Annotated in this window: 31 protein-coding genes and 1 pseudogene; 7 read left to right on the top strand and 25 right to left on the bottom strand. The window is 70.3% G+C overall.

Going from position 1 to position 26,483, the window contains the following annotated elements; translation table 11 throughout:
• Positions 1-18: 18 nt before the first annotated feature.
• The 11 genes from coaBC to pyrR form a co-directional block, all read right to left on the bottom strand.
• Entirely contained in the window at positions 19-1,272 is a 1,254-nt protein-coding gene (coaBC, locus tag BLQ91_RS17940; protein WP_176959801.1) for a bifunctional phosphopantothenoylcysteine decarboxylase/phosphopantothenate--cysteine ligase CoaBC, read from the bottom strand.
• A complete protein-coding gene (gene rpoZ / locus BLQ91_RS17935) occupies positions 1,269-1,547 on the bottom strand; it encodes a DNA-directed RNA polymerase subunit omega (protein ID WP_045313812.1) in 279 nt (92 codons plus the stop codon). The genes coaBC and rpoZ overlap by 4 nt, the downstream gene beginning before the upstream one ends.
• A 2-nt stretch (positions 1,548-1,549) precedes the next feature.
• Positions 1,550-2,146 (bottom strand): guanylate kinase, encoded by a 597-nt coding sequence (gmk, locus tag BLQ91_RS17930; protein WP_090098006.1) that lies wholly within the window; start codon positions 2,144-2,146, stop codon positions 1,550-1,552.
• Positions 2,143-2,460: an integration host factor, actinobacterial type gene (mihF, locus tag BLQ91_RS17925; RefSeq protein WP_030471603.1), complete on the bottom strand. Its 318-nt coding sequence runs from the start codon at positions 2,458-2,460 to the stop codon at positions 2,143-2,145. Before mihF ends, gmk begins: the two co-directional genes overlap by 4 nt.
• Positions 2,461-2,755: 295 nt before the next feature.
• Positions 2,756-3,568, bottom strand: coding sequence for an orotidine-5'-phosphate decarboxylase (gene pyrF, locus BLQ91_RS17920; RefSeq protein ID WP_090098005.1), 813 nt, complete (start codon positions 3,566-3,568; stop codon positions 2,756-2,758).
• Positions 3,569-3,573: 5 nt separating this feature from the next.
• Positions 3,574-6,891, bottom strand: a complete 3,318-nt coding sequence (carB, locus tag BLQ91_RS17915) for a carbamoyl-phosphate synthase large subunit (RefSeq protein WP_090098004.1) — start codon at positions 6,889-6,891, stop codon at positions 3,574-3,576.
• A 1-nt stretch (position 6,892) separates the two neighbouring features.
• On the bottom strand, positions 6,893-8,035 hold the full coding sequence (carA, locus tag BLQ91_RS17910; RefSeq protein WP_090098003.1) for a glutamine-hydrolyzing carbamoyl-phosphate synthase small subunit: 1,143 nt from the start codon (positions 8,033-8,035) through the stop codon (positions 6,893-6,895).
• Entirely contained in the window at positions 8,002-8,490 is a 489-nt protein-coding gene (locus tag BLQ91_RS17905; protein ID WP_090098002.1) for a PH-like domain-containing protein, read from the bottom strand. Before BLQ91_RS17905 ends, carA begins: the two co-directional genes overlap by 34 nt.
• The gene (locus BLQ91_RS17900) at positions 8,487-9,782 is read right to left on the bottom strand and encodes a dihydroorotase (RefSeq protein ID WP_090098001.1); all 1,296 of its coding nucleotides are present in this window, start codon (positions 9,780-9,782) and stop codon (positions 8,487-8,489) included. The genes BLQ91_RS17905 and BLQ91_RS17900 overlap by 4 nt, the downstream gene beginning before the upstream one ends.
• Entirely contained in the window at positions 9,779-10,711 is a 933-nt protein-coding gene (locus BLQ91_RS17895) for an aspartate carbamoyltransferase catalytic subunit (protein WP_090098000.1), read from the bottom strand. The genes BLQ91_RS17900 and BLQ91_RS17895 overlap by 4 nt, the downstream gene beginning before the upstream one ends.
• Positions 10,708-11,280, bottom strand: a complete 573-nt coding sequence (pyrR, locus tag BLQ91_RS17890; RefSeq protein ID WP_090097999.1) for a bifunctional pyr operon transcriptional regulator/uracil phosphoribosyltransferase PyrR — start codon at positions 11,278-11,280, stop codon at positions 10,708-10,710. The genes BLQ91_RS17895 and pyrR overlap by 4 nt, the downstream gene beginning before the upstream one ends.
• A 257-nt stretch (positions 11,281-11,537) precedes the next feature.
• On the opposite strand from pyrR, the gene bldD reads away from it, so the two are divergent.
• On the top strand, positions 11,538-12,026 hold the full coding sequence (gene bldD / locus BLQ91_RS17885) for a transcriptional regulator BldD (protein WP_030471611.1): 489 nt from the start codon (positions 11,538-11,540) through the stop codon (positions 12,024-12,026).
• Between the two features lie 422 nt (positions 12,027-12,448).
• Here the strand turns inward: bldD and BLQ91_RS17880 are convergent, their stop codons facing one another.
• Positions 12,449-13,258, bottom strand: coding sequence for a sigma-70 family RNA polymerase sigma factor (locus BLQ91_RS17880; RefSeq protein WP_090097998.1), 810 nt, complete (start codon positions 13,256-13,258; stop codon positions 12,449-12,451).
• Between the two features lie 210 nt (positions 13,259-13,468).
• Here BLQ91_RS17880 and BLQ91_RS17875 point away from each other — a divergent pair, with 210 nt between their 5' ends.
• Positions 13,469-14,110: an HD domain-containing protein gene (locus tag BLQ91_RS17875; protein WP_090097997.1), complete on the top strand. Its 642-nt coding sequence runs from the start codon at positions 13,469-13,471 to the stop codon at positions 14,108-14,110.
• 42 nt (positions 14,111-14,152) lie between these two features.
• Here BLQ91_RS17875 and nusB read toward each other — a convergent pair whose 3' ends face one another.
• Genes nusB through BLQ91_RS17860 form a run of 3 tightly spaced genes read right to left on the bottom strand, consistent with a single transcriptional unit; the run spans position 14,153 to position 16,246 of the window.
• Complete coding sequence (gene nusB, locus BLQ91_RS17870) at positions 14,153-14,572, bottom strand: transcription antitermination factor NusB (RefSeq protein ID WP_090097996.1); 420 nt, start codon at positions 14,570-14,572, stop codon at positions 14,153-14,155.
• Positions 14,572-15,138: an elongation factor P gene (gene efp, locus BLQ91_RS17865; RefSeq protein ID WP_090097995.1), complete on the bottom strand. Its 567-nt coding sequence runs from the start codon at positions 15,136-15,138 to the stop codon at positions 14,572-14,574. The genes nusB and efp overlap by 1 nt, the downstream gene beginning before the upstream one ends.
• A 31-nt stretch (positions 15,139-15,169) precedes the next feature.
• Positions 15,170-16,246: a M24 family metallopeptidase gene (locus tag BLQ91_RS17860; protein WP_090097994.1), complete on the bottom strand. Its 1,077-nt coding sequence runs from the start codon at positions 16,244-16,246 to the stop codon at positions 15,170-15,172.
• A 35-nt stretch (positions 16,247-16,281) separates the two neighbouring features.
• Here BLQ91_RS17860 and BLQ91_RS17855 point away from each other — a divergent pair, with 35 nt between their 5' ends.
• Positions 16,282-16,692: a B-4DMT family transporter gene (locus BLQ91_RS17855; protein ID WP_143022696.1), complete on the top strand. Its 411-nt coding sequence runs from the start codon at positions 16,282-16,284 to the stop codon at positions 16,690-16,692.
• On the opposite strand, the gene BLQ91_RS17850 is transcribed toward BLQ91_RS17855, so the two are convergent.
• Positions 16,676-17,278 (bottom strand): hypothetical protein, encoded by a 603-nt coding sequence (locus tag BLQ91_RS17850; RefSeq protein WP_218130301.1) that lies wholly within the window; start codon positions 17,276-17,278, stop codon positions 16,676-16,678. The genes BLQ91_RS17855 and BLQ91_RS17850 overlap by 17 nt on opposite strands.
• 19 nt (positions 17,279-17,297) lie before the next feature.
• Positions 17,298-17,675, bottom strand: coding sequence for a VOC family protein (locus tag BLQ91_RS17845; protein WP_090097992.1), 378 nt, complete (start codon positions 17,673-17,675; stop codon positions 17,298-17,300).
• Positions 17,676-17,744: 69 nt separating this feature from the next.
• Here BLQ91_RS17845 and BLQ91_RS17840 point away from each other — a divergent pair, with 69 nt between their 5' ends.
• Positions 17,745-18,680: a hypothetical protein gene (locus BLQ91_RS17840; RefSeq protein WP_090097991.1), complete on the top strand. Its 936-nt coding sequence runs from the start codon at positions 17,745-17,747 to the stop codon at positions 18,678-18,680.
• A 165-nt stretch (positions 18,681-18,845) separates the two neighbouring features.
• On the opposite strand, the gene aroQ is transcribed toward BLQ91_RS17840, so the two are convergent.
• The 7 genes from aroQ to BLQ91_RS17805 all read right to left on the bottom strand — a co-directional run bounded on the left by aroQ (position 18,846) and on the right by BLQ91_RS17805 (position 23,348).
• The gene (gene aroQ / locus BLQ91_RS17835) at positions 18,846-19,277 is read right to left on the bottom strand and encodes a type II 3-dehydroquinate dehydratase (protein ID WP_090097990.1); all 432 of its coding nucleotides are present in this window, start codon (positions 19,275-19,277) and stop codon (positions 18,846-18,848) included.
• Positions 19,274-20,383 carry a 3-dehydroquinate synthase gene (aroB, locus tag BLQ91_RS17830; RefSeq protein ID WP_090097989.1) on the bottom strand — a complete coding sequence of 370 codons (1,110 nt, stop codon included), beginning with the start codon at positions 20,381-20,383 and terminating at the stop codon, positions 19,274-19,276. Before aroB ends, aroQ begins: the two co-directional genes overlap by 4 nt.
• Complete coding sequence (locus BLQ91_RS17825; RefSeq protein WP_090097988.1) at positions 20,380-20,886, bottom strand: shikimate kinase; 507 nt, start codon at positions 20,884-20,886, stop codon at positions 20,380-20,382. The genes aroB and BLQ91_RS17825 overlap by 4 nt, the downstream gene beginning before the upstream one ends.
• Entirely contained in the window at positions 20,883-22,082 is a 1,200-nt protein-coding gene (gene aroC, locus BLQ91_RS17820; RefSeq protein WP_090098221.1) for a chorismate synthase, read from the bottom strand. The genes BLQ91_RS17825 and aroC overlap by 4 nt, the downstream gene beginning before the upstream one ends.
• A gap of 13 nt (positions 22,083-22,095) precedes the next feature.
• Positions 22,096-22,548, bottom strand: a complete 453-nt coding sequence (locus BLQ91_RS17815) for a prepilin peptidase (protein ID WP_090098220.1) — start codon at positions 22,546-22,548, stop codon at positions 22,096-22,098.
• A 111-nt stretch (positions 22,549-22,659) separates the two neighbouring features.
• Complete coding sequence (locus BLQ91_RS17810; RefSeq protein ID WP_090097987.1) at positions 22,660-23,115, bottom strand: PTS sugar transporter subunit IIA; 456 nt, start codon at positions 23,113-23,115, stop codon at positions 22,660-22,662.
• Entirely contained in the window at positions 23,112-23,348 is a 237-nt protein-coding gene (locus BLQ91_RS17805; RefSeq protein ID WP_090097986.1) for a PTS sugar transporter subunit IIB, read from the bottom strand. The genes BLQ91_RS17810 and BLQ91_RS17805 overlap by 4 nt, the downstream gene beginning before the upstream one ends.
• A gap of 111 nt (positions 23,349-23,459) precedes the next feature.
• Here BLQ91_RS17805 and BLQ91_RS17800 point away from each other — a divergent pair, with 111 nt between their 5' ends.
• The 3 genes from BLQ91_RS17800 to BLQ91_RS41375 are packed head-to-tail and all read left to right on the top strand — an operon-like array spanning position 23,460 to position 25,804.
• Positions 23,460-24,215 (top strand): GntR family transcriptional regulator, encoded by a 756-nt coding sequence (locus BLQ91_RS17800; protein ID WP_090097985.1) that lies wholly within the window; start codon positions 23,460-23,462, stop codon positions 24,213-24,215.
• Positions 24,212-25,507 carry a PTS transporter subunit EIIC gene (locus tag BLQ91_RS17795; protein WP_090097984.1) on the top strand — a complete coding sequence of 432 codons (1,296 nt, stop codon included), beginning with the start codon at positions 24,212-24,214 and terminating at the stop codon, positions 25,505-25,507. The genes BLQ91_RS17800 and BLQ91_RS17795 overlap by 4 nt, the downstream gene beginning before the upstream one ends.
• A 30-nt stretch (positions 25,508-25,537) precedes the next feature.
• Positions 25,538-25,804: an HPr family phosphocarrier protein gene (locus BLQ91_RS41375; protein WP_176959819.1), complete on the top strand. Its 267-nt coding sequence runs from the start codon at positions 25,538-25,540 to the stop codon at positions 25,802-25,804.
• Positions 25,805-26,002: 198 nt separating this feature from the next.
• Here the strand turns inward: BLQ91_RS41375 and BLQ91_RS42715 are convergent.
• Positions 26,003-26,356 (bottom strand): annotated as a pseudogene (locus BLQ91_RS42715) (phosphatase PAP2 family protein); the annotation flags it as partial.
• Positions 26,357-26,483: the final 127 nt, after the last annotated feature.

The raw sequence follows: 26,483 nt of genomic DNA, 5'->3' as shown, positions 1-26,483 counted from the left end.
GGTTGGACTTCGGGAATTCTACTGAGACTCGGTCAAGCGAGCGGTAACCGCGTCCCACACCGCGGACGCGACTTGCGTTTTCGGGCCGTGCGGGATAGGCGTCTCGGAGCCGTCCGGCGACAGCAGCCAGCCGGCGTTGTCCTCCTGCTCGAACGCCTTGCCGTCGCCGACCGCGTTCAGCACCAGCAGGTCGCAGCCCTTGCGGCGCAGCTTGGCCCGGCCGTAGTCGAGCACCGACGTCGTCTCGTCGCCGGTCTCCGCGGCGAACCCGACGATCAGCTGGCCGGTGCGACGTGCGGAAACGAGCTCCACGAGGATGTCGGGGTTCTTCGTCAGCGCGATCGGGTCGGGGTCGCCGCCGGTCTTCTTGATCTTGTGGCCGGTGAGCGACACCGGCCGGAAGTCGGCCACCGCGGCGGCCATCACGACCACGTCCGCGTCGGCCGCGACCTTGTGCATGGCGTCGCGCAGCTCCACCGCCGAGCCCACGCGCACCAGGTCGACGCCCGCCGGAGTGGCCAGGTCCGCCGTGTTGCCCGCGACCAAAGTCACTCGTGCACCCCGCTGCGCGGCCACCCGCGCGAGTGCGTAGCCCTGCTTGCCGGACGACCGGTTGCCGATGAACCGCACCGGGTCGAGCGCTTCGCGCGTGCCGCCGGCGGAGATGGCCACGTGCACGCCTTCGAGCGAGCGCTTCAGGGCGTCCGGCCGCACGAGCAGGAGCCGGGCCAGCTCCACGATCTCGGCGGGGTCGGGCAGACGGCCCTTGCCGGTGTCCTTGCCGGTCAGCCGGCCGGACGCGGGCTCGGCGACGAGGACACCGCGCGAGCGCAGCAGCGCCACGTTGTGCTGGGTGGCCGGGTGCTCCCACATCTCGGTGTGCATCGCCGGCACCAGCAGGACCGGGCAGCGCGCGGTCAGCAGGGTGTTCGTCAGGAGGTCGTCGGCGAGGCCGTGCGCGGCCTTCGCGATGAGGTTCGCCGTCGCCGGGGCCACCACGACGAGGTCGGCGTTCTGCCCCAGCTTGACGTGCGGCACCTCGTGCACGTCGTCGAACGGGTCGGCGGACACGACCTGGCCCGACAGCGCCTCGAACGTGGCCGCTCCCACGAACTTGAGCGCGCCCTCGGTCGGGACGACCCGCACGGAGTGACCGGACTCCGTCAGCCGCCGCAGCACCTCACAGGCCTTGTACGCGGCGATGCCCCCGCCAACGCCCAGGATGATCCTGGGCTTGGTGGGGGCATCAGCGTCACTGGACGCGGAGGTCACTCGCCCTCGGTGTGCTCGAGGAGACCCGCGTGGATCTCTCGCAGAGCGATCGAGAGGGGCTTCTCGCGCGGACCCGGCTCGACGAGCGGGCCAACGTACTCGAGCAGGCCTTCTCCGAGCTGCGCGTAGTAGTCGTTGATCTGGCGGGCACGCTTCGCGGCGTAGATCACCAACGCGTACTTCGAGCTCACCTGCTCCAGCAGGTCGTCGATCGGCGGGTTGGTGATGCCCTCCGGGGAACCGGTCAGGTGACCGAGCTCGGTGTGGGTGATCACTTTCAGACTCCTGAAATTCGTGGTCCGACCATCAAGGATAGCAAGTCGGCGGCGGCCGACTGCACGTCGGCGTTCACGACGACCTCGTCGAACTCCTTCTCGGCCGCCAGCTCCTCGCGGGCGATCTCGAGACGGCGGGCGACGACGTCCGGGTGTTCGGTGCCGCGCCCGGTCAGCCGGCCGACCAGGTGCTCCCAGGACGGGGGCATCAGCATGACCAGCTGGGCCTCGGGCATGGCCACGCGGACCTGCCGCGCGCCCTGCAGTTCGATCTCCAGCAGTGCGGGACGGCCGGAAGCCAGCGCTTCCTCGACGGGCCTGCGAGGAGTTCCGTAGCGGTTTCCGGCGAAGTCGGCGTGTTCGAGGAACTCGCCCGCGTCGACCATCTGCTGGAACTTCTCGTGGTCCACGAAGTGGTAGTGCACTCCGTCGACCTCGCCCGGCCTCGGCTTCCTGGTGGTCGCCGAGACGGAAAAGTACACATCGGGCTGCTGCCTGCGCAGCTCCGCCAGGACGCTGGACTTGCCAACGCCGGACGGCCCGGACAAGACGGTGAGGCGGGGACGGGTGGAACCCGCCCCCGCCTCGGTGCCAATCACTCTCCGCTGAACTCGGAGAGCAGGGCCTTGCGCTGGCGGTCACCGAGACCGCGCAGGCGACGGCTGGGAGCGATCTCGAGGCGCTCCATGATCTGCTGCGCGCGAACCTTGCCGACGCCCGGGAGGGCCTCGAGCAGCGCGGACACCTTCATCTTGCCCAGGACCTCGTCGCTCTCGGCGGCCTTGAGCACGTCCGTCAGGGTCGTGCCGCCGCGCTTGAGGCGCTCCTTGAGCTCAGCCCGAGCGCGACGAGCGGCAGCAGCCTTCTCCAGCGCTGCGGCTCGCTGCTCCTCGGTAAGCTGGGGAAGAGCCACGATTTCCTCCGTGGTGTGGATTCTTTTCGGATCGGTGCCGCGACCGTACCGACCGCAATTGCCTGAGTACAACGTGACCCAGTCAGGTAAATCTTCAGCGGTCATGAGTGATGCGGCGGGTGGTAGTAGTACCAACACCCTCCGGCCGCCTGATCACCGCCACCGACTACCCGTCGCACACTCCAGGTGTGCTATGAGGCCGGTGACCAGCGGGGCAGCCGGTGGCGTGGACCCTACCAACACATGTTTCCCCAGGTGAGCGCGCCACACCCCAAAAGCTGCGGCGCGCCCCTCCTCAGAGGCTCTCCTGAACCTTCCGCACGGCGCTGACCAGCGAAGACACGTCGGGGCCATGCTTGAGAACATCTCGTGAAGAAGTTGGAAAGACGTTGCGCATGTCGGGTCCGAAGAGCCGTTTCAGATCGGTCACCGAGCCACCCTGAGCGCCGAAACCGGGCGCCAGGATCGGTCCGTTGAACCCCGCGAGGTCTGCATCCGTTTCCCCGATCGTGGCACCTACGACGAGACCGACATCGCCGCACGGGGAAATGCCGGAATTCCGAGCCGTGGCGAAATCGATGATCGTTTGCGCCACGGTTCGCCCGTCCGGAGCAACCGAGCGCTGGACCTCGGCGCCCTCCGGGTTGGAGGTGAGGGCGAGGACGAACACCCCCCGGCCCGTCGCCCGCGCCGTGTCGAGCGCGGGTTGCAGCGATCCGAAGCCGAGGAACGGCGAGACCGTGACGGCGTCCCCGGCGAGCGGCGAGCCGTCAGCGAGGTACGCCTGCGCGTAGGCGGCCATGGTCGAGCCGATGTCGCCGCGCTTGGCGTCCACGAGCACCAGCGTGCCCGAGTCGCGCAGCTCCGCGATCACCCGCTCCAGCACGGCGACGCCACGCGACCCGCAGGCCTCGAAGAACGCCGCCTGCGGCTTCACCATGGACACCTTGCCGCCGAACGCCTCCACGGCCGTGAGGGCGAACCGTTCGAGGCCCTCCGCGGTCGGTGAGAGGCCCCACGCCTCCAGCAGGCTCGGGTGCGGGTCGATGCCGACGCACAGCGGTCCGTGCTCCGCGACGGCCTTCGCGAGCTTCTCCCCGAAGTTCACCGCCGTCACGCGTCACCCCGCAGCGCGGCCTGGAGGGCCTGCAGCGGCTGGACGCCGATGTCACCCTGGATGAGCGCCTCGATGCCGTGCACGGCCGCGGCGGCGCCCTGGATCGTGGTGACGCACGGGATGTCCTTGGCGACGGCGGCGGTGCGGATCTCGTACCCGTCCACGCGGGGACCGCTGTTGCCGTACGGCGTGTTGAAGATCATGTCGATCTCGCCGTTGAGGATCATGTCGACGACGTTGCCCTCGCCCTCGAAGTGCTTGCGCACCTCGGTGCACGAGATCCCGTTGCGCTTCAGCACCTCCGCGGTGCCGGAGGTCGCGAGGATCTGGAAGCCGAGGTCCGCGAGGCGCTTGACCGGGAAGATCATCGCGCGCTTGTCGCGGTTCGCGAACGACACGAACACCTTGCCGGAGGTCGGAAGCGAGCCGTACGAGGCCGTCTGCGACTTCGCGAACGCCTTGCCGAACGACGAGTCGATGCCCATGACCTCGCCCGTGGACTTCATCTCCGGGCCGAGCAACGAGTCGACGCCGTGGCCCTCGGGCGTGCGGAAGCGGTGGAACTGCATGACGGCTTCCTTGACCGCGACCGGTGCGTGCTCGGGCAGCCGGGCGCCGTCGCCGGTGGCCGGCAGCACGCCCTCTTCGCGCAGTTCCGCGATCGTGGCGCCGAGCATGACGCGCGACGCGGCCTTGGCCATCGACACGGCCGTCGCCTTGGACACGAACGGCACCGTGCGCGACGCACGCGGGTTTGCCTCCAGGACGTACAACACGTCGTCCTTGAGCGCGTACTGGACGTTCAGGAGGCCCTTCACGCCGATGCCGCGGGCGATGGCCTCGGTGGAGCGGCGGACGTTCTCGATGTCCGACGCGCCCAGCGTGATCGGCGGCAGCGCGCAGGAGGAGTCGCCGGAGTGCACGCCGGCCTCCTCGATGTGCTCCATCACGCCGCCGATGAACACCTCGTCGCCGTCGCACAGCGCGTCCACGTCGATCTCGATGGCGTCGTCGAGGAACCGGTCGACCAGCACCGGGTGCTCGGGCGTCACCTCGGTCGCGCGGGCGATGTAGCCCGACAGCGACTCCTCGTCGTAGACGATCTCCATGCCGCGCCCGCCGAGCACGTAGGAGGGCCGCACGAGGACCGGGTAGCCGATCTCGTCCGCGATCTCCTTGGCCTCGTCGAACGACGTGGCGGTGCCGAACTTCGGCGCGGGCAGCCCGGCCTCGGTCAGCACCTTGCCGAACTGGCCGCGGTCCTCGGCGAGGTGGATCGCCTCCGGCGTCGTGCCGACGACGGGCACGCCGGCGTCGGCCAGGCGCTTCGCGAGGCCGAGCGGCGTCTGGCCGCCGAGCTGCACGATCACGCCGGCGACCTCGCCGGAGCGCTGCTCGGAGTGCACGACCTCCAGCACGTCCTCGAACGTCAGCGGCTCGAAGTACAGGCGGTCGGAGGTGTCGTAGTCCGTCGACACCGTCTCCGGGTTGCAGTTGACCATGACGGTCTCGTACCCGGCCGCCCGCAGCGCCATCGCGGCGTGCACGCAGGAGTAGTCGAACTCGATGCCCTGGCCGATGCGGTTCGGGCCGGAGCCCAGGATCAGCACCTTCGGCTTCTCCCGCTGCTCCGCGACCTCCGACTCCGCGTTCGGGTCGAGCTCGTAGGCGGAGTAGTGGTACGGCGTCTCCGACTTGAACTCCGCCGCGCACGTGTCGACCGTCTTGTAGACCGGCCGCACGCCCAGACGGTGCCGCAGCGTGCGCACGCCGTCCTCACCGGCAAGCTCCGGCCGCAGCACGGAGATCTGCCGGTCGGAGAGACCGGCGCGCTTCGCCTTGCGCAGCAACGGTTCGTCGAGCACCGGTGCGTCGAGCAGCTCCTGGCGGAGCTCGCCCAGCCACGCGATCTGCTCGATGAACCACGGGTCGATGCCCGATGCCCGGTGAACGTCCTCAATGGACGCACCGAGCCGCAGCGCGCGCTCGACCGTGTAGAGGCGGCCGTCGTGACCGCGCTCCAGCTGCTTGAGCGTGGACTCCAGCGTCACGCTGGAACCATCGCTCTGGCGCGGGTCGGGCTGGGTCCAGAAGCCGACCGACTTGGTCTCGAGCGACCGCAGCGCCTTGCCGAGCGCCTCGACGAAGTTGCGGCCGATCGACATGGCCTCGCCGACCGACTTCATCGTGGTCGTGAGCGTCGGGTCCGCACCGGGGAACTTCTCGAACGCGAACCGCGGCGCCTTCACGACCACGTAGTCGAGCGTCGGCTCGAACGACGCCGGGGTCTCCCCCGTGATGTCGTTGGTGATCTCGTCGAGCGCGTAGCCGATGGCGAGCTTCGCGGCGATCTTGGCGATCGGGAAGCCGGTCGCCTTGGACGCGAGCGCCGACGACCGCGACACGCGCGGGTTCATCTCGATGACGACCATGCGGCCGTTCTCGGGGTGGATCGCGAACTGGATGTTGCAGCCACCGGTGTCGACGCCGACCTCGCGGATGACCTGGATGCCGACGTCGCGCATGTGCTGGTACTCGCGGTCGGTCAGCGTCATCGCGGGCGCGACCGTCACCGAGTCACCGGTGTGCACGCCCATCGGGTCGATGTTCTCGATCGAGCAGATGACGACGACGTTGTCGTTGCGGTCGCGCATCAGCTCGAGCTCGTACTCCTTCCACCCGAGCACGCTCTCCTCGATCAGCACCTCGGTGACCGGGGACTCCTCCAGGCCGATGGCCGCGAGGCGTTCCAGCTCCTCCTCGGTGTAGGCCATGCCGGACCCCAGGCCGCCCATGGTGAACGACGGCCGGATGACGACCGGCAGGCCCAGCTCGGCGACGGTCTTGCGGACCTCGTCCATCGTGTTGCACACGGCCGAACGCGGCACCTCGGCGCCGATCTTGCGCACCAGGTCCTTGAAGATCTGCCGGTCCTCGCCGCGCTGAATCGCGTCGACGTTCGCGCCGATCAGCTCGACGTTGTACTTCTCCAGCACGCCGCGCTCGTGCAGCGCGATCGCGGTGTTCAGCGCGGTCTGGCCGCCCAGCGTCGCCAGGATCGCGTCCGGGCGTTCCTGCGCGATGACCTTCTCCACGAACTCGGCCGTGATCGGCTCGATGTAGGTGGCGTCCGCGAACTCGGGGTCGGTCATGATCGTCGCCGGGTTGGAGTTCACCAGGCTCACCCTGATGCCCTCCTCCCGCAGCACCCGGCACGCCTGGGTGCCGGAGTAGTCGAACTCGCACGCCTGGCCGATGACGATCGGGCCGGAGCCGATGACCAGGATGTGCTTGAGATCAGTCCTCTTGGGCATGTCAGCGGCCGCCGTTCATCATGGTCACGAAGTCGTCGAACAGGGGCGCGGCGTCGTGCGGTCCGGCCGCGGCCTCGGGGTGGTACTGCACGGAGAACGCCGGCGCGTCGAGCAGCCGGACGCCCTCGACGGTGCCGTCGTTCGGGCAGTAGTGCGACAGCACGGCGCGGCCGAACTCCGAGGAGAACTCCTCGCCCGGCGTGCCCTCCAGCGCGAACCCGTGGTTCTGCGAGGTGATGGCGACCTTGCCGGTGGTCACGTCGATGACCGGGATGTTGATGCCGCGGTGGCCGTAGCGCATCTTGTAGGTCCCGCGCCCGACGGCGCGGCCCAGGATCTGGTTGCCGAAGCAGATGCCGAACAGCGGCAGCTCCCGGCTCAGCGCCTCCTTCGTCAGGGCGATGGCGTGGTCCTGCGTGGCCGGGTCACCGGGGCCGTTCGACAGGAACAACCCGTCCGGGCTGACCTCCAGGACGTCGTCGAAGGTGCTCGTCAGCGGCAGGACGTGCACCTCGATGCCGCGCGCCGCCATCATCCGCGGGGTGTTCGACTTGATGCCCAGGTCGAGCGCCGCGACGGTGAACTTCTTCTCACCGATCGCCTCGACCACGTACGGCTTGTCCGTGGTCACGTCGACCGCGAGGTTCGCGCCGACCATCTGCGCCGACGCCTTGACCTGCTCGACCATCGACGCGTCGTCGGTGAGCTCCGCGCCGGAGAACACCCCGGCGCGCATGGCGCCCTGCTCGCGGATGTGGCGGGTCAGGGTGCGGGTGTCGAGGCCGGAGATGCCGACGACGCCCTGGTTCGCGAGCTCCTCGTCGAGGCCGCGCCTGGACCGCCAGTTCGACGGCGTGCGCGCGGGGTCGCGGACCACGTAGCCGGCGACCCAGATCTTCGACGACTCGTCGTCCTCGTCGTTCCAGCCGGTGTTGCCGATCTGCGGTGCGGTCTGCACCACGATCTGGCGGTGGTAGGAGGGGTCGGTCAGGGTTTCCTGGTACCCGGTCATGGCCGTGGAGAACACGACCTCGCCGAGCGAGACGCCGGTCGCTCCGTACGCCTCACCGCGGAAGACACGTCCGTCTTCCAGCACCAATGCCGCGTTCGTCACGCCTTGCCTCCCACGAGTGCTGCTACCCATTCTTCGTAAACGTCTTTGTCGTCACCGCGGAAACCAGTGTCGAACAGGTGGCCATCGTTTTCCCACTGGACCACCAACAAGCCTTCCTCGCTGAACATGACCTTCCCGGCGAGGCCCCGGTCCGTGCGGGCGTCCCGGATGGACGCGGCCGGGATGAAGATCGGTGTCGCGCCGACGCGTTCGATCGCGACGCCTTCGGGCACCAGGCTGAGCGTCGCCTCGGCGCGGTGGCCGATGTCGCCGATCTGGATGCGGTCCTGCCAGTTGCCCGCGTTCGTCGTTCCGATGTAGACGCCCGTGGTCGTGAGCCGCGCCGTGCCGAGCTGCCGCGGTGTCGACGGGAACGCCGGAAGGCCGGCCTGCGCGCGCTGGCGTCGCTTCCAGCCGTGCCACATGCCGTACACGCACAGCGCGAAGAGCAGGAAGACCGCCAGGGACAGCAGAACGCGGGTCATCGCGCAATCCTCCCCGCGAGTGCGGTCACCCGGCCACGCAAGATGGTGGCCGTCACCGCGGCGGGCAGCTCCATGCCCTCGAACGGGGTGTTGCCCGCGATGCTCGCGAGCTGCGCGCCGTTCACGGTCCAGGAGGCGTCCGGGTCGACCAGCACCAGGTTCGCGGGCTCGCCGGCCGCGATCGGGCGGCCCTGGTCGGTCAGGCCGGCGATCTCGGCGGGCTTCTCGCTCATCACCCGCGCGACGCCGCGCCAGTCCAGCAGCCCGGTCCTCACCATCGTCTCGACGACGATGCCGAGCGCGGTCTGCAGGCCGAGCATGCCCGGACGGGCCGCCGACCACTCGCAGTCCTTGTCCTGCACGGCGTGCGGGGCGTGGTCCGTGGCGACGCAGTCGATCGTGCCGTCGGCCAGCGCCTGGCGCAGCGCGTCGACGTCGGCCTGCGTGCGCAGCGGCGGGTTGACCTTGTTGACCGGGTCGTAGGTGGCGAGCCGGTCGTCGGTGAGGATCAGGTGGTGCGGGGTGACCTCGGCGCTGACCTTGGTGCCGCGCGCCTTCGCCCACTTGAGGACGTCCGCCGTGCCGGTGGTGCTGACGTGGCAGACGTGCAGCTTCGCGTCGACCTGCTTCGCGAGGATGCAGTCGCGGGCGACGATCGACTCCTCGGCCGCCGCCGGCCAGCCCTGCAGGCCGAGCCGTGACGCGTTCTCGCCCTCGTGCGCCTGCGCGCCGACGGTGAGACGCGGCTCCTCGGCGTGCTGGGCGATGACGGCGCCCAGCGCCTTCGAGTACTCCAGCGCCCGGCGCATGACAAGCGGGTCGTGCACGCAGTGGCCGTCGTCGGAGAAGACGCGGACGTTGGCCTTGGACTTGGCCATCGTGCCGAGCTCGGCGAGCTTCTCGCCCTTCAGGCCGACCGTGACGGCGCCGACCGGGTGGACGTCGACCAGGCCGACCTCCTGACCGCGGCGGGCGACGTGCTCGACGATGACGGCGTTGTCGGCGACCGGGTCGGTGTTGGCCATGGCGAACACCGCCGTGTACCCGCCGAGAGCGGCGGCCCTCGAGCCCGTCTCGATGGTCTCCGTGTCCTCGCGGCCGGGTTCGCGCAGGTGGGTGTGCAGGTCGACGAAGCCCGGCAGCAGGACCGCGCCGTTGCCCTCGATGACTTCTACATCAGCTCCGTGCTGTGTGGGATCACTCTGGCCGGCGATCACGCCGTCGCGGATCAGCAGGTCGATCGGTTCACCCTCGCCGTAGGGCCTGACTCCCTTGAGCAACAAGGGTTTCACGCGGTTTCCTCCTCGTGGGCAAGCAGGTGGTACAGCACGGCCATGCGCACGTGGACACCGTTGCGGACCTGCTCGGTGATGGCGGCCTGCGGGCTGTCGGCGACGACGGAGGCGATCTCCATGCCGCGCAGCATCGGGCCGGGGTGCAGCACGACGGCGTGCTCGGGCAGCAGCTTCAGGCGCCGCTCGTTGAGGCCGTACGCGATCGAGTACTCGCGCGAGCTCGGGAAGAACCCGCCGGTCATCCGCTCGGCCTGCACGCGCAGCAACATCACCGCGTCCTGGCTCGCCAGCTCCGAGTCGATCTCGTGGGAGACGGTGACCGGCCAGTTCTCGACGCCGGTGGGCAGCAGGGTCGGCGGCGCGACCAGCGTGACCTCGGCACCGAGCGTCGTCAGCAGGTGCACGTTCGACCGGGCGACACGGCTGTGCAGCACGTCGCCGACGATCGCGACCCGGCGGCCGTCGAGGCTGCCGAGGCGGTCGCGCAGCGTGGCGGCGTCGAGCAACGCCTGCGTGGGGTGCTCGTGCATGCCGTCGCCCGCGTTCACGACGGACGTGTTCGTGTGCTTGAGCCAGCCCGCGAGCCGGTGGGCGGCACCGGACGCCGGGTGCCGCACGATCACGCAGTCGGCGCCCGCGGCCTGCAGGGTCAGCGCGGTGTCGCGCAGCGACTCGCCCTTGCTGACGCTGGAGCCGGAGCTGCTGACGTTGATCACGTCCGCGGACATCCACTTGCCGGCGATCTCGAAGCTCACGCGGGTGCGGGTGCTGTTCTCGTAGAACATCGTGATCACCGTGCGGCCGCGCAGCGTCGGCAGCTTGCGGACCTCGCGGCCGAGCAGCGCCTGCTTCAGCCGGTCCGCGGTGTCGAGGATCGCGATCGCCTGGTCGCGGTCGAGGCCGTCGGTGGAGAGCAGGTGCTTCACTTCAGCACCACTCCGTCGCGGCCGTCGAACTCCTCGAGCATCACGACGACGTCCTCGGTCTTGGACGTCGGCAGGTTCTTGCCCACGTAGTCCGCGCGGATCGGCAGCTCGCGGTGGCCGCGGTCGACGAGCACGGCCAGCTGGACGGCGCGGGGCCGGCCGTGGTCGCGCAGGGCGTCGAGCGCGGAGCGGATCGTGCGGCCGGAGAACAGCACGTCGTCCACGAGCACGACCAGCTTGTCGTCGATGCCGCCCTCGGGCAGCTTCGTCGCCTCCAGCGGCCTGGTGGGGCCGCGGCGCAGGTCGTCGCGGTAGAGGGTGATGTCGAGCGTGCCCTCGAGCACCGTCCGGCCGGAAAATTCGGCGATCTTAGCGGCAAGGCGCCGTGCGAGTGGGGCTCCCCGGCTGGGAATACCCATCAAGACGACGTCGGGTGCGCTGGGTGCATCGAGAGCGGTCTTCTCGATGATCTGATGGGCCATTCGGGCGACAGTGCGCGCGACGTCACCGGCCGAGAGGATCTCGCGATCCCCGGCCGGATCCGTCGCGCCACGTTGACGTGACGCCACGGCTGGACCTCCTTCCCCGCCTCACTGGACGGGTCCTTAAAGGACGTCGGACACCTGGCCATAACCAGGCTGACCTGCACGGTATCACCTACGGGCGGTCAGCCGTCCGAGTGGTGCGCCAGGCGTGGCGCGCGTCTCTGCCCGAGATCAGCTTGACCTGCCGACCACGGCGAGTAATCATTACTCTGCGTATCGATCTAAGCCTCCCCGCAGCACGCCCGTACTGCTGACGGGGCGAATGAACGGAGAACCGCCACATGGGCGACTACGCCAAGGCGCTGGGGGCCAAGCTCCGCGCTATCCGCCAGCAGCAGGGTCTGTCCCTGCACGGCGTCGAGCAGAAGTCCGGCGGTCGCTGGAAGGCCGTGGTCGTCGGCTCGTACGAGCGCGGTGACCGCGCGGTGACCGTGCAGAAGCTGGCCGAGCTGGCCGACTTCTACGGGGTTCCCGTCGCCGAGCTCCTGCCCGAGGGCCGCGTGCCGTCGGGTGCCGAGCCGGCCACCAAGATCGTGATCAACCTCGAGCGGCTCCAGCAGCTGCCGGTCGAGAAGGTCGGCCCGCTGGCCCGCTACGCCGCGACCATCCAGTCGCAGCGCGGTGACTACAACGGCAAGGTCCTCTCGATCCGCACCGAGGACCTGCGTTCGCTCGCGATCATCTACGACATGACGCCGGGCGAGCTGACCGAGCAGCTCATCGACTGGGGCGTGCTGCCTCCCGAGGCCCGTCCCGCCAAGGAAGACTGAACTTCCGCCTGGAGCTGTGGCTCCCCTGACGTCCTGCAAGTCGCCCTGAGGACGTCCGGGGAGCCACTGCTGCTTTGTGCCGGGGGTGCGCGGAGTGAGCGCCCCCGGACCGAACCACCGCCAGGTCGTCGCGCTGCCGCACGTGGCTCCGCTGCCCAACCGGGTGTTCGCTTTCACCGGCCGGCACCCGCTTGTCCGAATGTCAACATTCCGACAACCGGGCTGGCTGGCCGTTGAGATCCGCATCGGACACCGGCCTGGCCTCCCCCGTCAGCGCCCCCACCTGCGACGCACCCGGCGGCGTGCGGCCGATCAACGGCGCGATCCGCTCGAACGGCTCGTCGAAGCACGGACGCTGCCCCGTCCGTCCGGCATGAACGCATCTCCCTCGGGTCCCGCCTCCGACGGCGACTTGCCCCCGCTCACGGCACGAGCGCCGCGAGCTGCTCCTTGTCCTGGATGACGTGGATGGCGGCGATCCGTCCGTCGCGGACGGTGAACGCCATGACGGAGAACGGCACTCCGCCGACCCGCGAGATGAAGCCGATCTCGTCGCCGATGACCGCGAACTCCGCGGTCGCCGACACGGCGTACTTGCGGAAGGTGCTGGCACGCCCGGCGACGTTGCGTCCGCCGATGACCTCCAACGCGCCGGCGCGGAGCACGACGTCCGGGTGCAGCACCGAGACGAGGCCTTCGAGATCGCCCTCCTGCGACGCCTTGAGGAACGCCTCCACGACCTCCCGCTGCTGCGGCAGACCGACGTTGGGCTGCGGCCGGCCCTGCACACGCTTGCGCGCACGCGACGCGAGCTGCCGAGTCGCGGCGGGCGTCTTGCCGATCAACGGTGCGATGTCGTCGAACGGCACCGCGAACATGTCGTGCAGCACGAACGCGAGCCGCTCGTCGGGCTTCAACGAGTCGAGCACGATCAGCATCGCGAGCCCGACCTGGTCTTGGGTGACGGCCCGGTGCTCGGGCTCCTCCCCCGTCTCGATCACGGGGTCCGGCATCTCGAACGCGTGCTCGCGCCTGTCGCGCAGCATGTTCAGGCACACACGGCCGACGACGGTGGTGAGCCACGCGGCGGGGTTCTCGATCTCGCTCGTGTCCGCGCGCTCGACCCGGAGCCAGGCTTCCTGCACCGCGTCGTCCGCCTCGGCGAACGAGCCCAGCATGCGGTGGGCGATGGCACGCAAACGCGTGCGCTCCTGCTGGAACTGCGCGATCACTTCTTCCCCCTGTGGCCTGGCACACAGCCTGTCACGGTCCCCCGCGCCGCCGGGTCGGCCTGGCGGCGACTCATCCGGAGGGTAACCGTGAAGATCCTCGTGGCGGGCGGGACCGGCGCTCCCGGCAGACACGTCGGCACCCGCACCCAGGAGGACTTCCTGCCCTGGCGGCCAGGCCGGTCTGCCTGGTCGCTGTAGAGTCCCGGCAACGTGACCACCTCCGATGCCGGCCTTCTCGCCGACCAGAACCCGCTGCCCTCCGGTGTCGACTCCCGGCTGCGCGAGCACCTCACGTTCCTCATCGAGGTCGACCGGCTCAAGACCGTGTTGCGAGCGTCCCCTCTCGCGGCGGCGGACAGGCGTGAGAACGACGCGGAGCACTCGTGGCACCTCGCGCTGATGGTCATGACGCTCGCGGAGTACGCCGACGAACCGATTGACGTCGGCCACACGATGAAGCTCGTCGTCGTGCACGACCTCATCGAGATCTACGCGGGGGACACGCCGATCTACGACACCGAACTGGCCGTGAGCCAGCAGGAGCGCGAAGAGGCCGCCGCTGAGAGGTTGTTCGGGATCCTGCCCGACGACGCTGGACGGACGCTCCGCGCGTTGTGGGACGAGTTCGAGGCTCGCCGGACGCCCGAGGCGCGGTTCGCGAAGGCCATGGACCGGCTGCAGCCGTTGCTGCTCAACTGGATGGCGAAGGGCGGGACCTGGCGGACGCCCGGGGTGACCGCGGACGACGTGCGTGCCCGCAAGGCCGTGATCGGCGACGGGTCGGCGAAGCTCTGGGAAGCGGCGCTGCACCTGATCGACGAAGGTGAGCGGCGGGGCTGGGCCCGGAGCTGAACCGTGGGCGCCACACGCTGCGTGTGGCGCCCACGGGAAGAGCTACAGAACAGCGCGCAGCTGGTCCGCGATCACCGCGATCCGGCCGAGCACGCCGTTCACGAACCGCGGCGAGTCGTCCGTCGACAGGCCCTTGGCGAGCTCGACGGCCTCGTCGATGGCCACCGCGTCCGGCACGTCGGCCGCCCACAGCAGCTCGTACAGGCCGAGGCGCAGGACCGCCCGGTCGACCGCCGGCATGCGCTGCAGGGTCCAGCCCTCGGCGTGCTCGGAGATCAGGTCGTCGATGCGCGCGCGGTGGGCGGTGACGCCCTCGACCAGGGTCACCGTGTAGTCGTTCACCGGCGGCACGTCGGGGGAACCGACGCGTGAGGCCAGCAGCGTCACCGGGTCGGTGCCCAGCAGGTCGGCTTCGTAGAGGAAGTCGACCGCGCGTTTGCGGGCCTTGCTCCGTGCGCCCATTACTTGTCGCTGATGCGGCCGAGGTACCGGCCGTCGCGGGTGTCGACCTTGATCTTCTCGCCGGTCGTGACGAACAGCGGGACCTGGATCTCGGCGCCGGTCTCGAGGCGGGCGGGCTTGGTGCCGCCGGTGGAGCGGTCGCCCTGCAGGCCCGGGTCGGTGTGTTCGATCACGAGCTCGACCGAGGTCGGGAGCTCGATGAACAGCGGCACGCCCTCGTGGACGGCCACGACGGCCTCCTGGTTCTCCAGCAGGTAGTTGGCGGCGTCGCCCACCGTCTCAGCCGGGACCGGGATCTGGTCGTAGGTGTCGCCGTCCATGAAGATGAAGTCGGCGCCGTCCTTGTAGAGGAACGTCATGCCGCGCTTGTCCACGGTGGCCGTGTCGACCTTGGTGCCCGCGTTGAAGGTCTTGTCGACGACCTTGCCGGTCAGCACGTGCTTGAGGGTCGTGCGCACGAAGGCGCCACCCTTGCCGGGCTTGACGTGCTGGAACGCGGTGACGGTCCAGAGCTGGCCGTCGAGGTTCAGCACCAGGCCGTTCTTCAGGTCGTTCGTGGTGGCCACGGTGGGATTTCTCCTGTGTAGGACGGGGGTGTCAGACGACCACGAGTTCTTTCGTGGTCAGGGTGAGGAGCTCCGGCCCGCTCTCGCGGACCACGAGGGTGTCCTCGATGCGGACCCCGCCCCGCCCCGGCAAGTAGACGCCGGGCTCGACGGTGACCGCCATACCGGCCGAAAGTGTACCGGCACCCGCCTTCGACAACGCCGGTGCCTCGTGGATCTCCAGCCCGACCCCGTGGCCGAGGCCGTGCAGGAAGTCCTCGCCGTGCCCGGCCTTCTCGATCACCTCGCGCGACGCGTGGTCGACTCCGCTGACCCGCACGCCCGGCTTGAGCGCGTTGCGCCCGGCCGCCTGCGAGCGCGCCACCAGGTCGTACAGGTCGCGCTGCCAGTCGGCGGGCTTGCCGAGGACGAGCGTGCGCGTCATGTCCGAGTGGTAGCCGTCGACGAGCGCGCCGAAGTCCAGCTTGATGAAGTCGCCCACGTGCAGGGTCGCGTCCGTCGGCGAGTGGTGCGGCACCGCGGAGTTCGCGCCGAACGCCACGATCGAGGAGAACGACGGGCCCTCCGCGCCGTGGTCGAGCATGCGGCTCTCCAGCTCGCGCGCGACCTCGCGTTCGGTGCGGCCCGCCCGCAGGCCGCCGTGCCCGATCAACGCCGCCAGCGCCCGGTCCGCCGCCGCGCACGCCATCCGCAGCGCCTCGATCTCGACCTCGTCCTTGACCAGCCGCAGCTTCTCGACGAAGCCACCGGCCTTGACCAGCTCGGCCCTGCCGGCCGCCGCGGTCAGCCCGTCGAACCCGTCGACCGTGACGACGTGGCTCTCGAACCCGAGCCTGCCCTTCGCCCTGCGCGCGAGCGCGGTGTCGCACGGCCGGTCGACGACGCGTTCCAGGTCCGGCACCTGCCGCGCCGACTGGGTGAGGTAGCGGCCGTCGGTGCAGAACACCGTGGTGTCGTCGCCGTCCGCGTCGACCAGCACGGCGGCGTTCGAGCCCGTGAACCCGGTGAGGTACCGGACGTTCAGGAGGTTCGTCACGAGCAGCGCGTCCAGGTTCGCGGCCTGGAGCTCCCGGCGCAGGGCGTTTCGGCGTGCGGCGTACGACGACATGTCTCGCAGCGTACGGCCAGTCCTAAGCTGTCCGCATGCGTCCTTGGTTCGTCCGTGCGTTGTGGATGGGGCTCCTGCACGGGGCCGTGCAGACCGGCGTGGCGGCCGTGGGCGTGCGCAGCCCCGAGGCCGGGTCGGTCCGCCTGATCGCCGTCGGGCTGCTGATCGCCGCCGCGGTCATCTGGGGTGCGGTCGACACGCTGCGCGACCTGGAGGGGCGCGGCATGCAGTGGTTCGTCGCCGCGCTGATCGCCGGGCCGTTCGCCGGGGCGCTGGGGGTGATCGGGTCGGCGCTGCTGGTCGACCAGACCGGTCAGGAGGCGCTGTGGGTGGCGCTCACGGGCGGGGCGGCGTTCACGGCGTTGCTCGTGCTGGCGCCGGCGGGGCTCGGGATGCTGCTGGGCGGGTTCCCGGCGCGCAAGGATTCGGCTAGTCCGCAGCGCTGACGGTGAGCAGGTAGCGCGCCGACGTGCGGAAACCGTCCGCGTCCCCCTCGACGAGCAGCTCGTGCTCCCCTGGGCTCAACGGCGGGATCCACGCCCACAGCCCGCACGCCTGAGCCTGCACGCGACCCTCGCGCACCCCCAGGACGTTGCCCTTCGCGGCCTGGAAGCTGATCCCGACCGGCGCGATCCGCCGCAGCTCCACCACCTGCCCGTCGAGCGTCACCGAGCCCGTCGCGCCGGCCAGGAACGACGTGCAGTTCCCGGTCGCGTTGACCGCGGGCCCGGCCAGCGGACGCCCGGCCGGCACCTCGCACCTGCGGCTCACCTCGCCACCGAACGTCCCGGCGAAGAACCAGACGTCCCGCGGCTGGGCCTCGGCGCACCACTGCCCCGTGTCGTCGACGACCGGGTTGCGGTTCTCCGGCGTCGCCGCCGCCCACGTCCACCACTGCGCCTGCAGGTCCTTGTCGGACAACCGTTCGGCACTCGCCGACGGCGTCGTCGCGCTGACGGGCGAGGGCTGCGGCCCCGCGGTGGCACACCCGGCCAGGAGCAGGGCGAACGCGGCGATGAACGGTCTCGGCACGAGCGGCATCTTCGCACGCTCAGGCGGCCACCAGCTCGATTTCGAAGCCGTCCTCGTTCTCCAGGAACGCCGCGTAGTGGTCCGGTCCGCCCGCGTGGGGGTGGCGGTCCGCGAACATGAGCCGCCAGCCGTGCGCCTCGGACTCCCGCGTCAGCCGGTCGACGTCGGCGCGGGTGCCCGCGTGCAGGGCGAGGTGATTCAGGCCGGCTTTCATCCGGTCGTGGGAACCGGTCAGCGCCGGCGACCGCTCGACCACGACGTAGGTCTCGCCGAGCTTCCAGCTGACACCGGCGCTCCAGCGCTGGTGCTCGGCCCAGCCGAGCGCGGTGAAGATCCACCCGAACGACGCCTCGGCGCGGCCGAGGTCCGGCACCCATAACTCGATGTGGTGAATCATGCCCGCTCCCCCGGTGGTGTCCGTTTTTTGGCAATTGATCGACGCGGTGGACGTGCCGAAATCGAATGCATGTGCAACCAGGCGTCTGGTGCGGTCCACGACGGCGGCACGGTGCTGCAGGTCCACGAGGTCGGCGGCGACATCGTGCTCCACCGCGGGCCGGCCCGCCGCGCCCGGGCCGGGCGGACGAAGGTGCGAACGGCACGGGCGCTGGTCCTGCTGCTGCTGATCGCCGCCGGGCAGTACGCGATCAGCGCCCTCGGCGACGGCACGTTCCCGGACGCCGCGACCGTCCGTCCCATCGGCGCGGACGAGAAGGAGATCAAGACGGTGGTGGACATGAAGCTGAGGAGCTGCGCTTCGGAGCACGTCCCGATCCCCGTCAACTGCCCCCAGCGCAGCACCACCGCTCCGCGCGTGCACCGCGCGAAGTGGGCGATCCGCGGCTTCCCGATCGACGGCATGCGGGTTGTGTGGCGCGGCACGCGGGCCTTCGTGAGCGGTACCGCGATCATGACCATCAACTACCTCACGCCCAACGGCACCGGCGACAACCTGGACAAGACGCGGTTCTCCGCGGAGGTCAGGTGGCACGAGGGCTCGCTGACCGAGGAGGACGTCGACCTGCTGCCGTACCGGGACCTCGGGCCGATCCTGAAGCGCGACTTCGAGCTCACGAAAGCGGCCGCCAAGGAGGCGATCGACGAGGCGTTCGACCTGTGCACGAGGTCCACCACGTCACCTATGGCCCCCATCTGTCCGCGTGCCGAGGACACGCCGCTGCTGGACGGGGTGAAGTGGGAGCTGAACAAGAGCCGGGTGTTCAACGAGGCCATGAACAACGACTACGAGTTCGGGCTCGTGCTGGTGACCGGGAGCTACTCGGTCATGGCCTGGTCGCAGGACGACCGGCTGGTGTACACGCAGCTCGGCACCTACCGGGCGACTCTGGTGCGGGTCGCCAACGGCATCGCGCGAGTGCTGCAGATCCAGCACCTGCCATAGGACCCGGCTCCTGCGACCGGCCGATGAAGATCGTGACGAACGGCGAGCGACCCGATCCGCAGGGCGGCGCCCAGGCTGCGCTGCCGGACGGCGGCTCGCGCACCGACATCCCGGGCGACGTGCGGACAGGAAGCGGGTGCACGACGAGCGCGAGGCGGGTCTGCGCTACTTCTGCTTGAGCGAGAGCCAGCGCAGCGCGAGCAGGTAGCCCTCCACGCCCAGGCCCGCGATGACGCCGCTCGCCACCGCCGAGATGACGCTGTGGTGCCGGAACTCCTCGCGCTGGTGGATGTTCGAGATGTGCACCTCGACCAGCGGGGCGGTGAGCTGCGAGCACGCGTCGCGCAGCGCGATCGAGTAGTGCGTCCAAGCCGCGCCGTTCAGCACGACCGGGATCGAGGCGTCGGCGGCCTCGTGCAGCCACTTCACCATCTCGCCCTCGTAGGCGGTTTGGCGGACCTCGACCTCGAACCCGAGTTCTTCGCCTTCGGTCACGCACATGTCGACGAGGTCGGCGTGCGTGGTGCTGCCGTAGATGAGCGGCTCGCGGGTGCCGAGGCGGTCGAGGTTCGGGCCGTTGAGGACGAGGACCTTCACAGCAGCACCGTCCCGCCGGGGGACTTCGGCTCGGCGGCGACGGCCGAGTAGGCGGCGGCGATCAGGGCCGGGTCCGGGCCTTCCAGGCGGCCTGGCTTGGCGAGGCCGTCGAGGACGACGAAGCGCAGCACGCCCGCCTTGTTCTTCTTGTCGACCTTCATGCCCTCCATGAGCTGCGGGAGGCCGTCCGGGTCGTAGGTCGTCGGCAGGCCGAGCAGCTCCAGGACGCGCTTGTGGCGGTCGGCGGTCTCGTCGTCGAGGCGGCCCGCCAGGCGGGCCAGTTCGGCGGCGAACACCAGGCCCACGCTGATGGCGGCGCCGTGGCGCCAGCGGTAGCGCTCGCGGCGCTCGATGGCGTGGCCGAGGGTGTGGCCGTAGTTGAGGATCTCGCGCAGCGACGACTCGCGCAGGTCGTTCGAGACGACGTCGGCCTTGATCTGGATCTTGCGGCGGACGAGCTCCGCGAGCACGTCGCCGGTCGGGTCCAGGGCGGCCCGCGGGTCGGCCTCGATCAGGTCGAGGATGACCGGGTCGGCGATGAAGCCGCCCTTCACGACCTCGGCCATGCCGGCGATGAGCTCGTTGCGCGGCAACGTCTCCAGCGTCGCGAGGTCGACGAAGACGACCTCGGGCTCGTAGAACGTGCCGACGAGGTTCTTGCCCGCGTCGGTGTTGATGCCGGTCTTGCCGCCCACGGCGGCGTCGACCATGCCCAGCATGGTGGTCGGGATGTTGACCAGGCGCACGCCGCGCATCCAGGTGGAGGCGACGAAGCCGGCGAGGTCGGTGACCGCGCCGCCGCCGAGGCCCACCACGACGTCGCTGCGGGACAGGCCGATCTTGCCGAGCACGTCCCAGCAGAAGCCGGCGACGGCGAGGTCCTTGCCGTCCTCGGCGTCGGGCACCTCGACGCGGTGCGCGTCGATGCCCGTCGCCTTCAGCTCGTCGACCAGCACCTCGGCCGTGGCGGCCAGGGTCGGCTGGTGCACGATCGCGACCTTGGCCGTGCCCTCGAGGTGCGCGACGATCTCGCCCAGCAGGCCCCGGCCGATCACGACGAGGTACGGCTTCTCTGCGTTGACCTCGATGGTCAGCGGCTCGGTCATTCCCCGACTCCCTCGATCACCGCGTCGGTCACCTGCTGCGGATCGAGCGCGTCCGTCAGGACCTCGACCGTCGCGACCTCGCGGTACAGCGGCAGGCGCGCGTCCAGCAGCGCCTTGAAGGTGGAGCGCGGGTTCACGCCGGACAGCAGCGGCCGCGCGGACGACAGCCCGGTGCGGCGCACGCCCTCGGCCATGCCCACGTTCAGGAAGACGACGGTGTGCTCCCGCAGGCGCTCGCGGGTCGTGGCGGACAGCACCGCTCCCCCGCCCAGCGCCAGCACGCCCTCGTGCTCGACGAGCGCCTTGGCGACCGCGTCCTCCTCCAGGGCGCGGAAGGCGGGCTCGCCGTCATCGGTGAAGATGTCCGAGATCGGCTTGCCGGCCAGGGCGACGATGTCCGCGTCGACGTCGCGGAACGGCACGCCGAGCCGGGCGGCCAGCAGCTCGCTGACGGTGGTCTTCCCGGCTCCGGGAGGACCGACCACCACGCAGCGGGGGCTCACACGCCCTCCCAGCGGGCTTCCAGCGCCTTGAGGTAGGCGTGGGCGTTGCGGCGCGTCTCGTCGAGCGAGTCGCCGCCGAACTTCTCCAGCGCGGCCTCGGCGAGCACGAGCGCCACCACGGACTCCAGCACGACGCCGGCGCGCGGCACGGCGCAGACGTCCGAGCGCTGGTGAATCGCGACGGCGGGCTCGCCGGTGCGAACGTCCACTGTGGACAGTGCGCGGGGGACGGTCGAGATCGGCTTCATCGCCACGCGGGCGCGCAGGACCTCGCCGTTGGTGATGCCGCCTTCGAGGCCACCGGCGCGGTTCGAGCGGCGGGTGACGCCGACGGGGCCGCTGCCCCGGTCGATCTCGTCGTGCGCCTGCGAGCCCCAGCGCTGGGCGGTGGTGAAGCCGTCGCCGATCTCCACGCCCTTCATCGCCTGCACGCCCATCAGGGCGGCGGCCAGGCGGGCGTCGAGGCGGCGGTCCCAGTGCACGTGCGAGCCAAGGCCCGGCGGCAGGCCGTACGCGAGCACCTCGATGACACCGCCGACGGTGTCACCGGCGTCCTTGACGGCCTCGACCTCGGCGACCATCGCGTCGGTGCCGCGCTGGTCGAGGCAGCGCACCGGCGAGTCGTCGATCGCGGCCAGGTCGTCCGGCGTGGGCAGCGCCGCGTCGTCGGGCGTGCGGGCCCCGCCGATCGACACCACGTGGCTGAGGATCCGCACGCCGAGCAGCTGCTGGAGGAAGTGCCGGGCCACTGTGCCGAGGGCCGTGCGCGCGGCGGTCTCGCGGGCGGACGCGCGTTCGAGGACGGGCCGGGCCTCGTCGAAGCCGAACTTCTGCATGCCCGGCAGGTCGGCGTGGCCGGGACGCGGGCGCGTGAGGGCCTCGTTGCGGCCGGTCGGCTTGAGCAGCCCCGGGTCGACGGGGTCGGCGGACATGACCGTCTGCCACTTGGGCCACTCGGAGTTGCCGATGGTGACCGCGACCGGACCGCCCTGGGTCTTGCCGTGGCGCACGCCGCCGAGGATCTGGACCTCGTCCTGCTCGAAGCCCATGCGGGGCGAGCGACCGAACCCGAGCCTGCGGCGCCCGAGCTGGGCGACGAGGTCCTCGGTGGTCACCTCGACTCCGGCGGGCATGCCCTCCAGGACGGCGACGAGGGCGGGGCCGTGTGACTCTCCAGCGGTGATCCAGCGCAGCACGTTGACCATCCTTTCACAATGTCACCAACGCCCAGGTGGCGGCCAGCAGGCCGGGCCCGTGCGGCACCGCGCGCGCACGTCTCAGGGCCGCGACGGCGAGCGTGACCGCACTGGCCAGGATCGCCGCAGGTAGGAGCGACGGCAGCGGGAGCGCGGCGCCGAGCGAGAAGGCGAGCTTGACGTCCCCGCCGCCCATGAGCGCCGGTCTCCAGCGCCGGACGGCGAGATGCGCGCCGCCGAAGACCACCGCCGCGAGCGCCGCCGCTCCCAGTCCGTGGAACCGCAGGAGCAGCAGCCCGGCGCCCAGCGGAAGGGTGAGCGCGTCCGGCAACCGGTGGTGCCGCAGGTCGATCGTCGCGAGCACGACGCCGAACCAGGCCAGCAGGTACGACGAGGTCGGCGCGTCCAGGACGGCGGCGACCGCCCACAGCGAAGCCAGCGCGAACGAGAGCAGGACCGCGGTCATGGTGACCACGGTCCTGCTCGGCACGTCCGGGACCAAGTCCCGGGCTGTCGTGAACGGTCCGTTCACGACAGCGCGTCGCTCCGGGCGGCGAGAGCGCCCGGAGCGGTTGTCTCAGCGAGACCAGGCGAACAGGGCGTCGTTCGCCGCCACGTCCGTGTCCAGCGCGAGGCCACCGAGCACCTCGGCCGACGCGTCCAGCGCGATCACCGGGCAGATCGGCGCGAACCCGGCCGCCTCGACCTCGGCCGGGTCCCACGTCACGATCCGCTGGCCGGCGCGCACCTCCTCGCCCTTGACGACGTGGAGCTCGAAGCCCTCGCCCTTGCGCTTCACGGTGTCGATGCCCAGGTGGACGAGCACCGCGGCACCGTCGGTGCCCGCGACCACGAACGCGTGCGGGTGCAGCGTCACGACGGTGCCGTCGAGCGGCGAGACCACGTCGGCCTTCGACCGGAGCGGGTCGACCGCGACGCCGGGACCGACCATCGCCTGCGAGAAGACCGGGTCGGGAACCGCGGAGAGCGCGACCACGCGGCCGGCCACGGGGCTGCCGACGCGGAGGCTCACAGGAGGTCCTCGATGTCCGACGCGATGGTGTCCGCCTCGGGACCGACGACGACCTGGACGACGTTGCCGGAACGCATGACCCCGTGTGCTCCCAAGGCCTTCAGGGCCTTCTCGTTGACGACGGAACCGTCCTCCAGCTCACACCGCAGACGGGTGATGCACGGCTCGATCTCGACGATGTTGTCGGCGCCGCCCAGCGCCTCGAGGATCTTCTTCGCCTTCTCGTCAGCCACGTTCGTACCTCTCGTTCCCGTAACAGCGGTTGACACCCGCTCGGTGCGCGGAGCATCCTCCCGCACCAACTGGTCTAGACCGGAAAGTACCACTAGCGAGGAGGTGAGCGAGTGCACGAGATCGTGGACGGGCCCAAGCCCAAGCACGCGCAGCTCCGCGAGATCTTGCGCAGGCTCGCCGAACAGGAGCTGGCTCCCGGCTCGCCGATCCCCTCGGAGCGGGACCTGGCGGAGCGGTACGGGGTCTCCCGCATCACCGTGCGGGCCGCGGTCGGCCAGCTGGTCGCCGACGGCCTGCTCACCCGGGCCAAGGGACGCGGGACGTTCACCGCCAAGCGGCGCTACGACCTGCAGCTCTTCCTCGCGTCGTTCACCTCGGACATGAAGGCGCGCGGGGTCGAACCCAGCACCGAGGTGATCAGCTGCGGCCAGGCCGCGCCGGGGTCGAAGGCCTCGCTGGGCCTCGAACCCGACGAGTACGCGTACCGCGTCGTGCGGCTGCGCAAGGCCGACGGCGCTCCCCTGGCGCTCGAGGCCGGCTGGTACAGCCCGCACATGCTTCCCGAGCTCGACCGATGCGATCTGACCGGGTCGATCTACGAGATCATCGCGACCCGGTACGGGATCCAGCTCGACCACGCGCGGCAGACCGTGTGGGCCGAGACCGCCGACGCGGAGACCGCGAAGGCGCTCGACGTCCGCAAGGGCAGCCCGCTCCTCGTGTTCAGGAGGGTCGCCAGCTCCGAGGGGCGGCCCTGCGAAGACGTCACTTCCTGGTACCGGGGCGATCTCTACCAGGTGACCATGCAACTGGACCGGACCGTCCCGGGTTCCGGACCGAACTCCGCCAAGGGAGGAACCCGATGAGCACGGACGCCGCAACCGGTGGTCGTGAGATCAAGGGCCTCGCCACGTTGCAGCGCTTCGGTCGCAGCCTCATGCTGCCGATCGCCGTGCTGCCCGCGGCAGGTCTGCTGCTCCGCTTCGGTCAGCCCGACATGCTGGGCAAGGACGGCCTGGGCTGGAACGCCGTCGCCTCGGTGATCGGTGCGGCGGGCGACGCGCTGTTCAGCAACCTCGCCCTGCTGTTCGCCGTCGGCATCGCCGTCGGTTTCGCACGGCGCGGTGACGGCTCCACGGCGCTCGCGGGCGTCGTCGGCTACGTCGTGCTGACGAGCGTGTTCAAGGCGATGTCCCCGCTGGTCCTCGACCAGCCGACCGACCCGGCCGCCAAGCCCGAGGTCATCAACTACGGTGTCCTCGGCGGTATCGTCGTCGGCATCCTGACCGCCCTGCTGTGGCAGCGGTACCACCGCATCAAGCTGCCCCCGTACCTGGCGTTCTTCGGTGGCCGCCGGTTCGTCCCGATCATCGTCGCCGGTGTCATGACGATCATCGGCGTCCTGCTCGGCCTGGTCTACCCGTGGTTCGACGCGGGCCTGACCGCCATCGGTGAGTGGGTCACCGGCAGCACGATCATCGGTGCCTTCATCTACGGTGTCGTCAACCGCCTGCTGATCCCGCTGGGCCTGCACCACATCGTCAACAACGTCGTGTGGTTCCAGTTCGGCGAGTACAACGACAAGACCGGTGACATCCCGCGCTTCCTCGCGGGCGACCCGACCGCCGGCACGTTCCAGACCGGCTTCTTCCCCATCCTGATGTTCGCCCTGCCGGCCGCGGCGCTCGCGATCGTGCACACCGCGCGCCCGAGCCAGCGCAAGCTCATCGGCGGCATCATGGGCTCCGCCGCCCTCACCGCGTTCATCACCGGTGTGACGGAGCCGCTCGAGTTCGCGTTCATGTTCGTCGCGTGGCCGCTGTACCTGATCCACGCCGTGCTGACCGGTACGTCGCTCGCCATCTCCAACGCCCTGGGCGCCCACGACGGGTTCTCGTTCTCGGCCGGTGCGATCGACTTCATCCTGAACTGGAACATCGCGACCAAGCCGTGGCTGCTGCTCATCCTCGGCGCGATCTACGCGGTGATCTACTACTTCCTGTTCCGCTTCGTCATCACCAAGTGGAACCTGAAGACGCCGGGACGCGAGGACGACGAGTCCCCGGAGGCCGACGAGAGCGTCGTCGACAGCGCCGGTGACAGGGTCGGTGACAGGGCGGTGCGCGAGAAGCGCACCCGCGACGACCAGCAGCAGTAAGCACAGCCAGCCCTACCGGGAGGAATCATCATGGCCGAGCGACGGGTAACCGTGGCCAGCAAGGTCGGACTGCACGCCCGGCCCGCCGCACTGCTGGCGAAGGCCGCCGCCGACCAGCCGGTGACGGTCACCATCCGCAAGGACGACGGCGAAGCCGTCGACGCGGCGAGTGTCCTGGGTCTGATGACCCTGGGCGCCATGCACGGTGACGAGGTGGTGCTCAGCGCCGACGGGGACGGAGCGGACGCTGCTCTGGACGCCATCGCCGAACTGATCACCACCGACCACGACGAGTGATCCGGGTCGCGGGTGGTCCCGGTCGCCCCGACGGGCGGGACCACCCGCGACCCACCCGAAGTGCAGCACCACCCCCGCGGTCACGACGCCGGCGAGAGCCGACGGCGTGGCCTGCGGGGAGCTCACCATCAGCCACACCCCGCCGACGGCCAGCAGCGGCGGCACGACCAGGCCCGCGGTCCACCTGCGCAGCACGAGGAACGCGAGAGCCGAGACCAGCAGCGCCGCGCCGAGCGTGTCGCTGAACCGGTGCCAGCCGAGCGACACCGTCTCCGCCGCCACCGCCCCCGCGCCGAAAGCCCCCGGCACCGCCACGAACAGCGCGAACCGCCGGGGCACCGCCATCGTCACCGCGACCACCGATGCCACCGCCGCGGTCGTGTGCCCGCTCGGGAAGCTGTTGTGCACCAGCACGGCGTCGTCGTCCAACGGCGGCCGCACCAGCACGTGCAGCTTCAGGACCTGGGCTCCCAGCACCGATCCCCCGAGAACGAGCAACGGCGCGAACGCCTTCTTGCGCGCGAACAGGACCACGAGGATCGCGGCCACCATGATCACCATGTCCACGTCGGACGCCCACGAGCGTTGAAGTGAGAGCTCGGGCAATGCGGCGTTCTCCGCCTTCTGCCCGAACGACGTCCACACCAGCGCGAAGTACGTGAAGAGGAATCCCAGCAAG

It is taken from the genome of Lentzea jiangxiensis (genome assembly GCF_900104175.1).
Taxonomy (GTDB): Bacteria; Actinomycetota; Actinomycetes; order Mycobacteriales; family Pseudonocardiaceae; genus Lentzea; species Lentzea jiangxiensis.
This window is presented reverse-complemented; position numbering and strand designations above follow the sequence as displayed.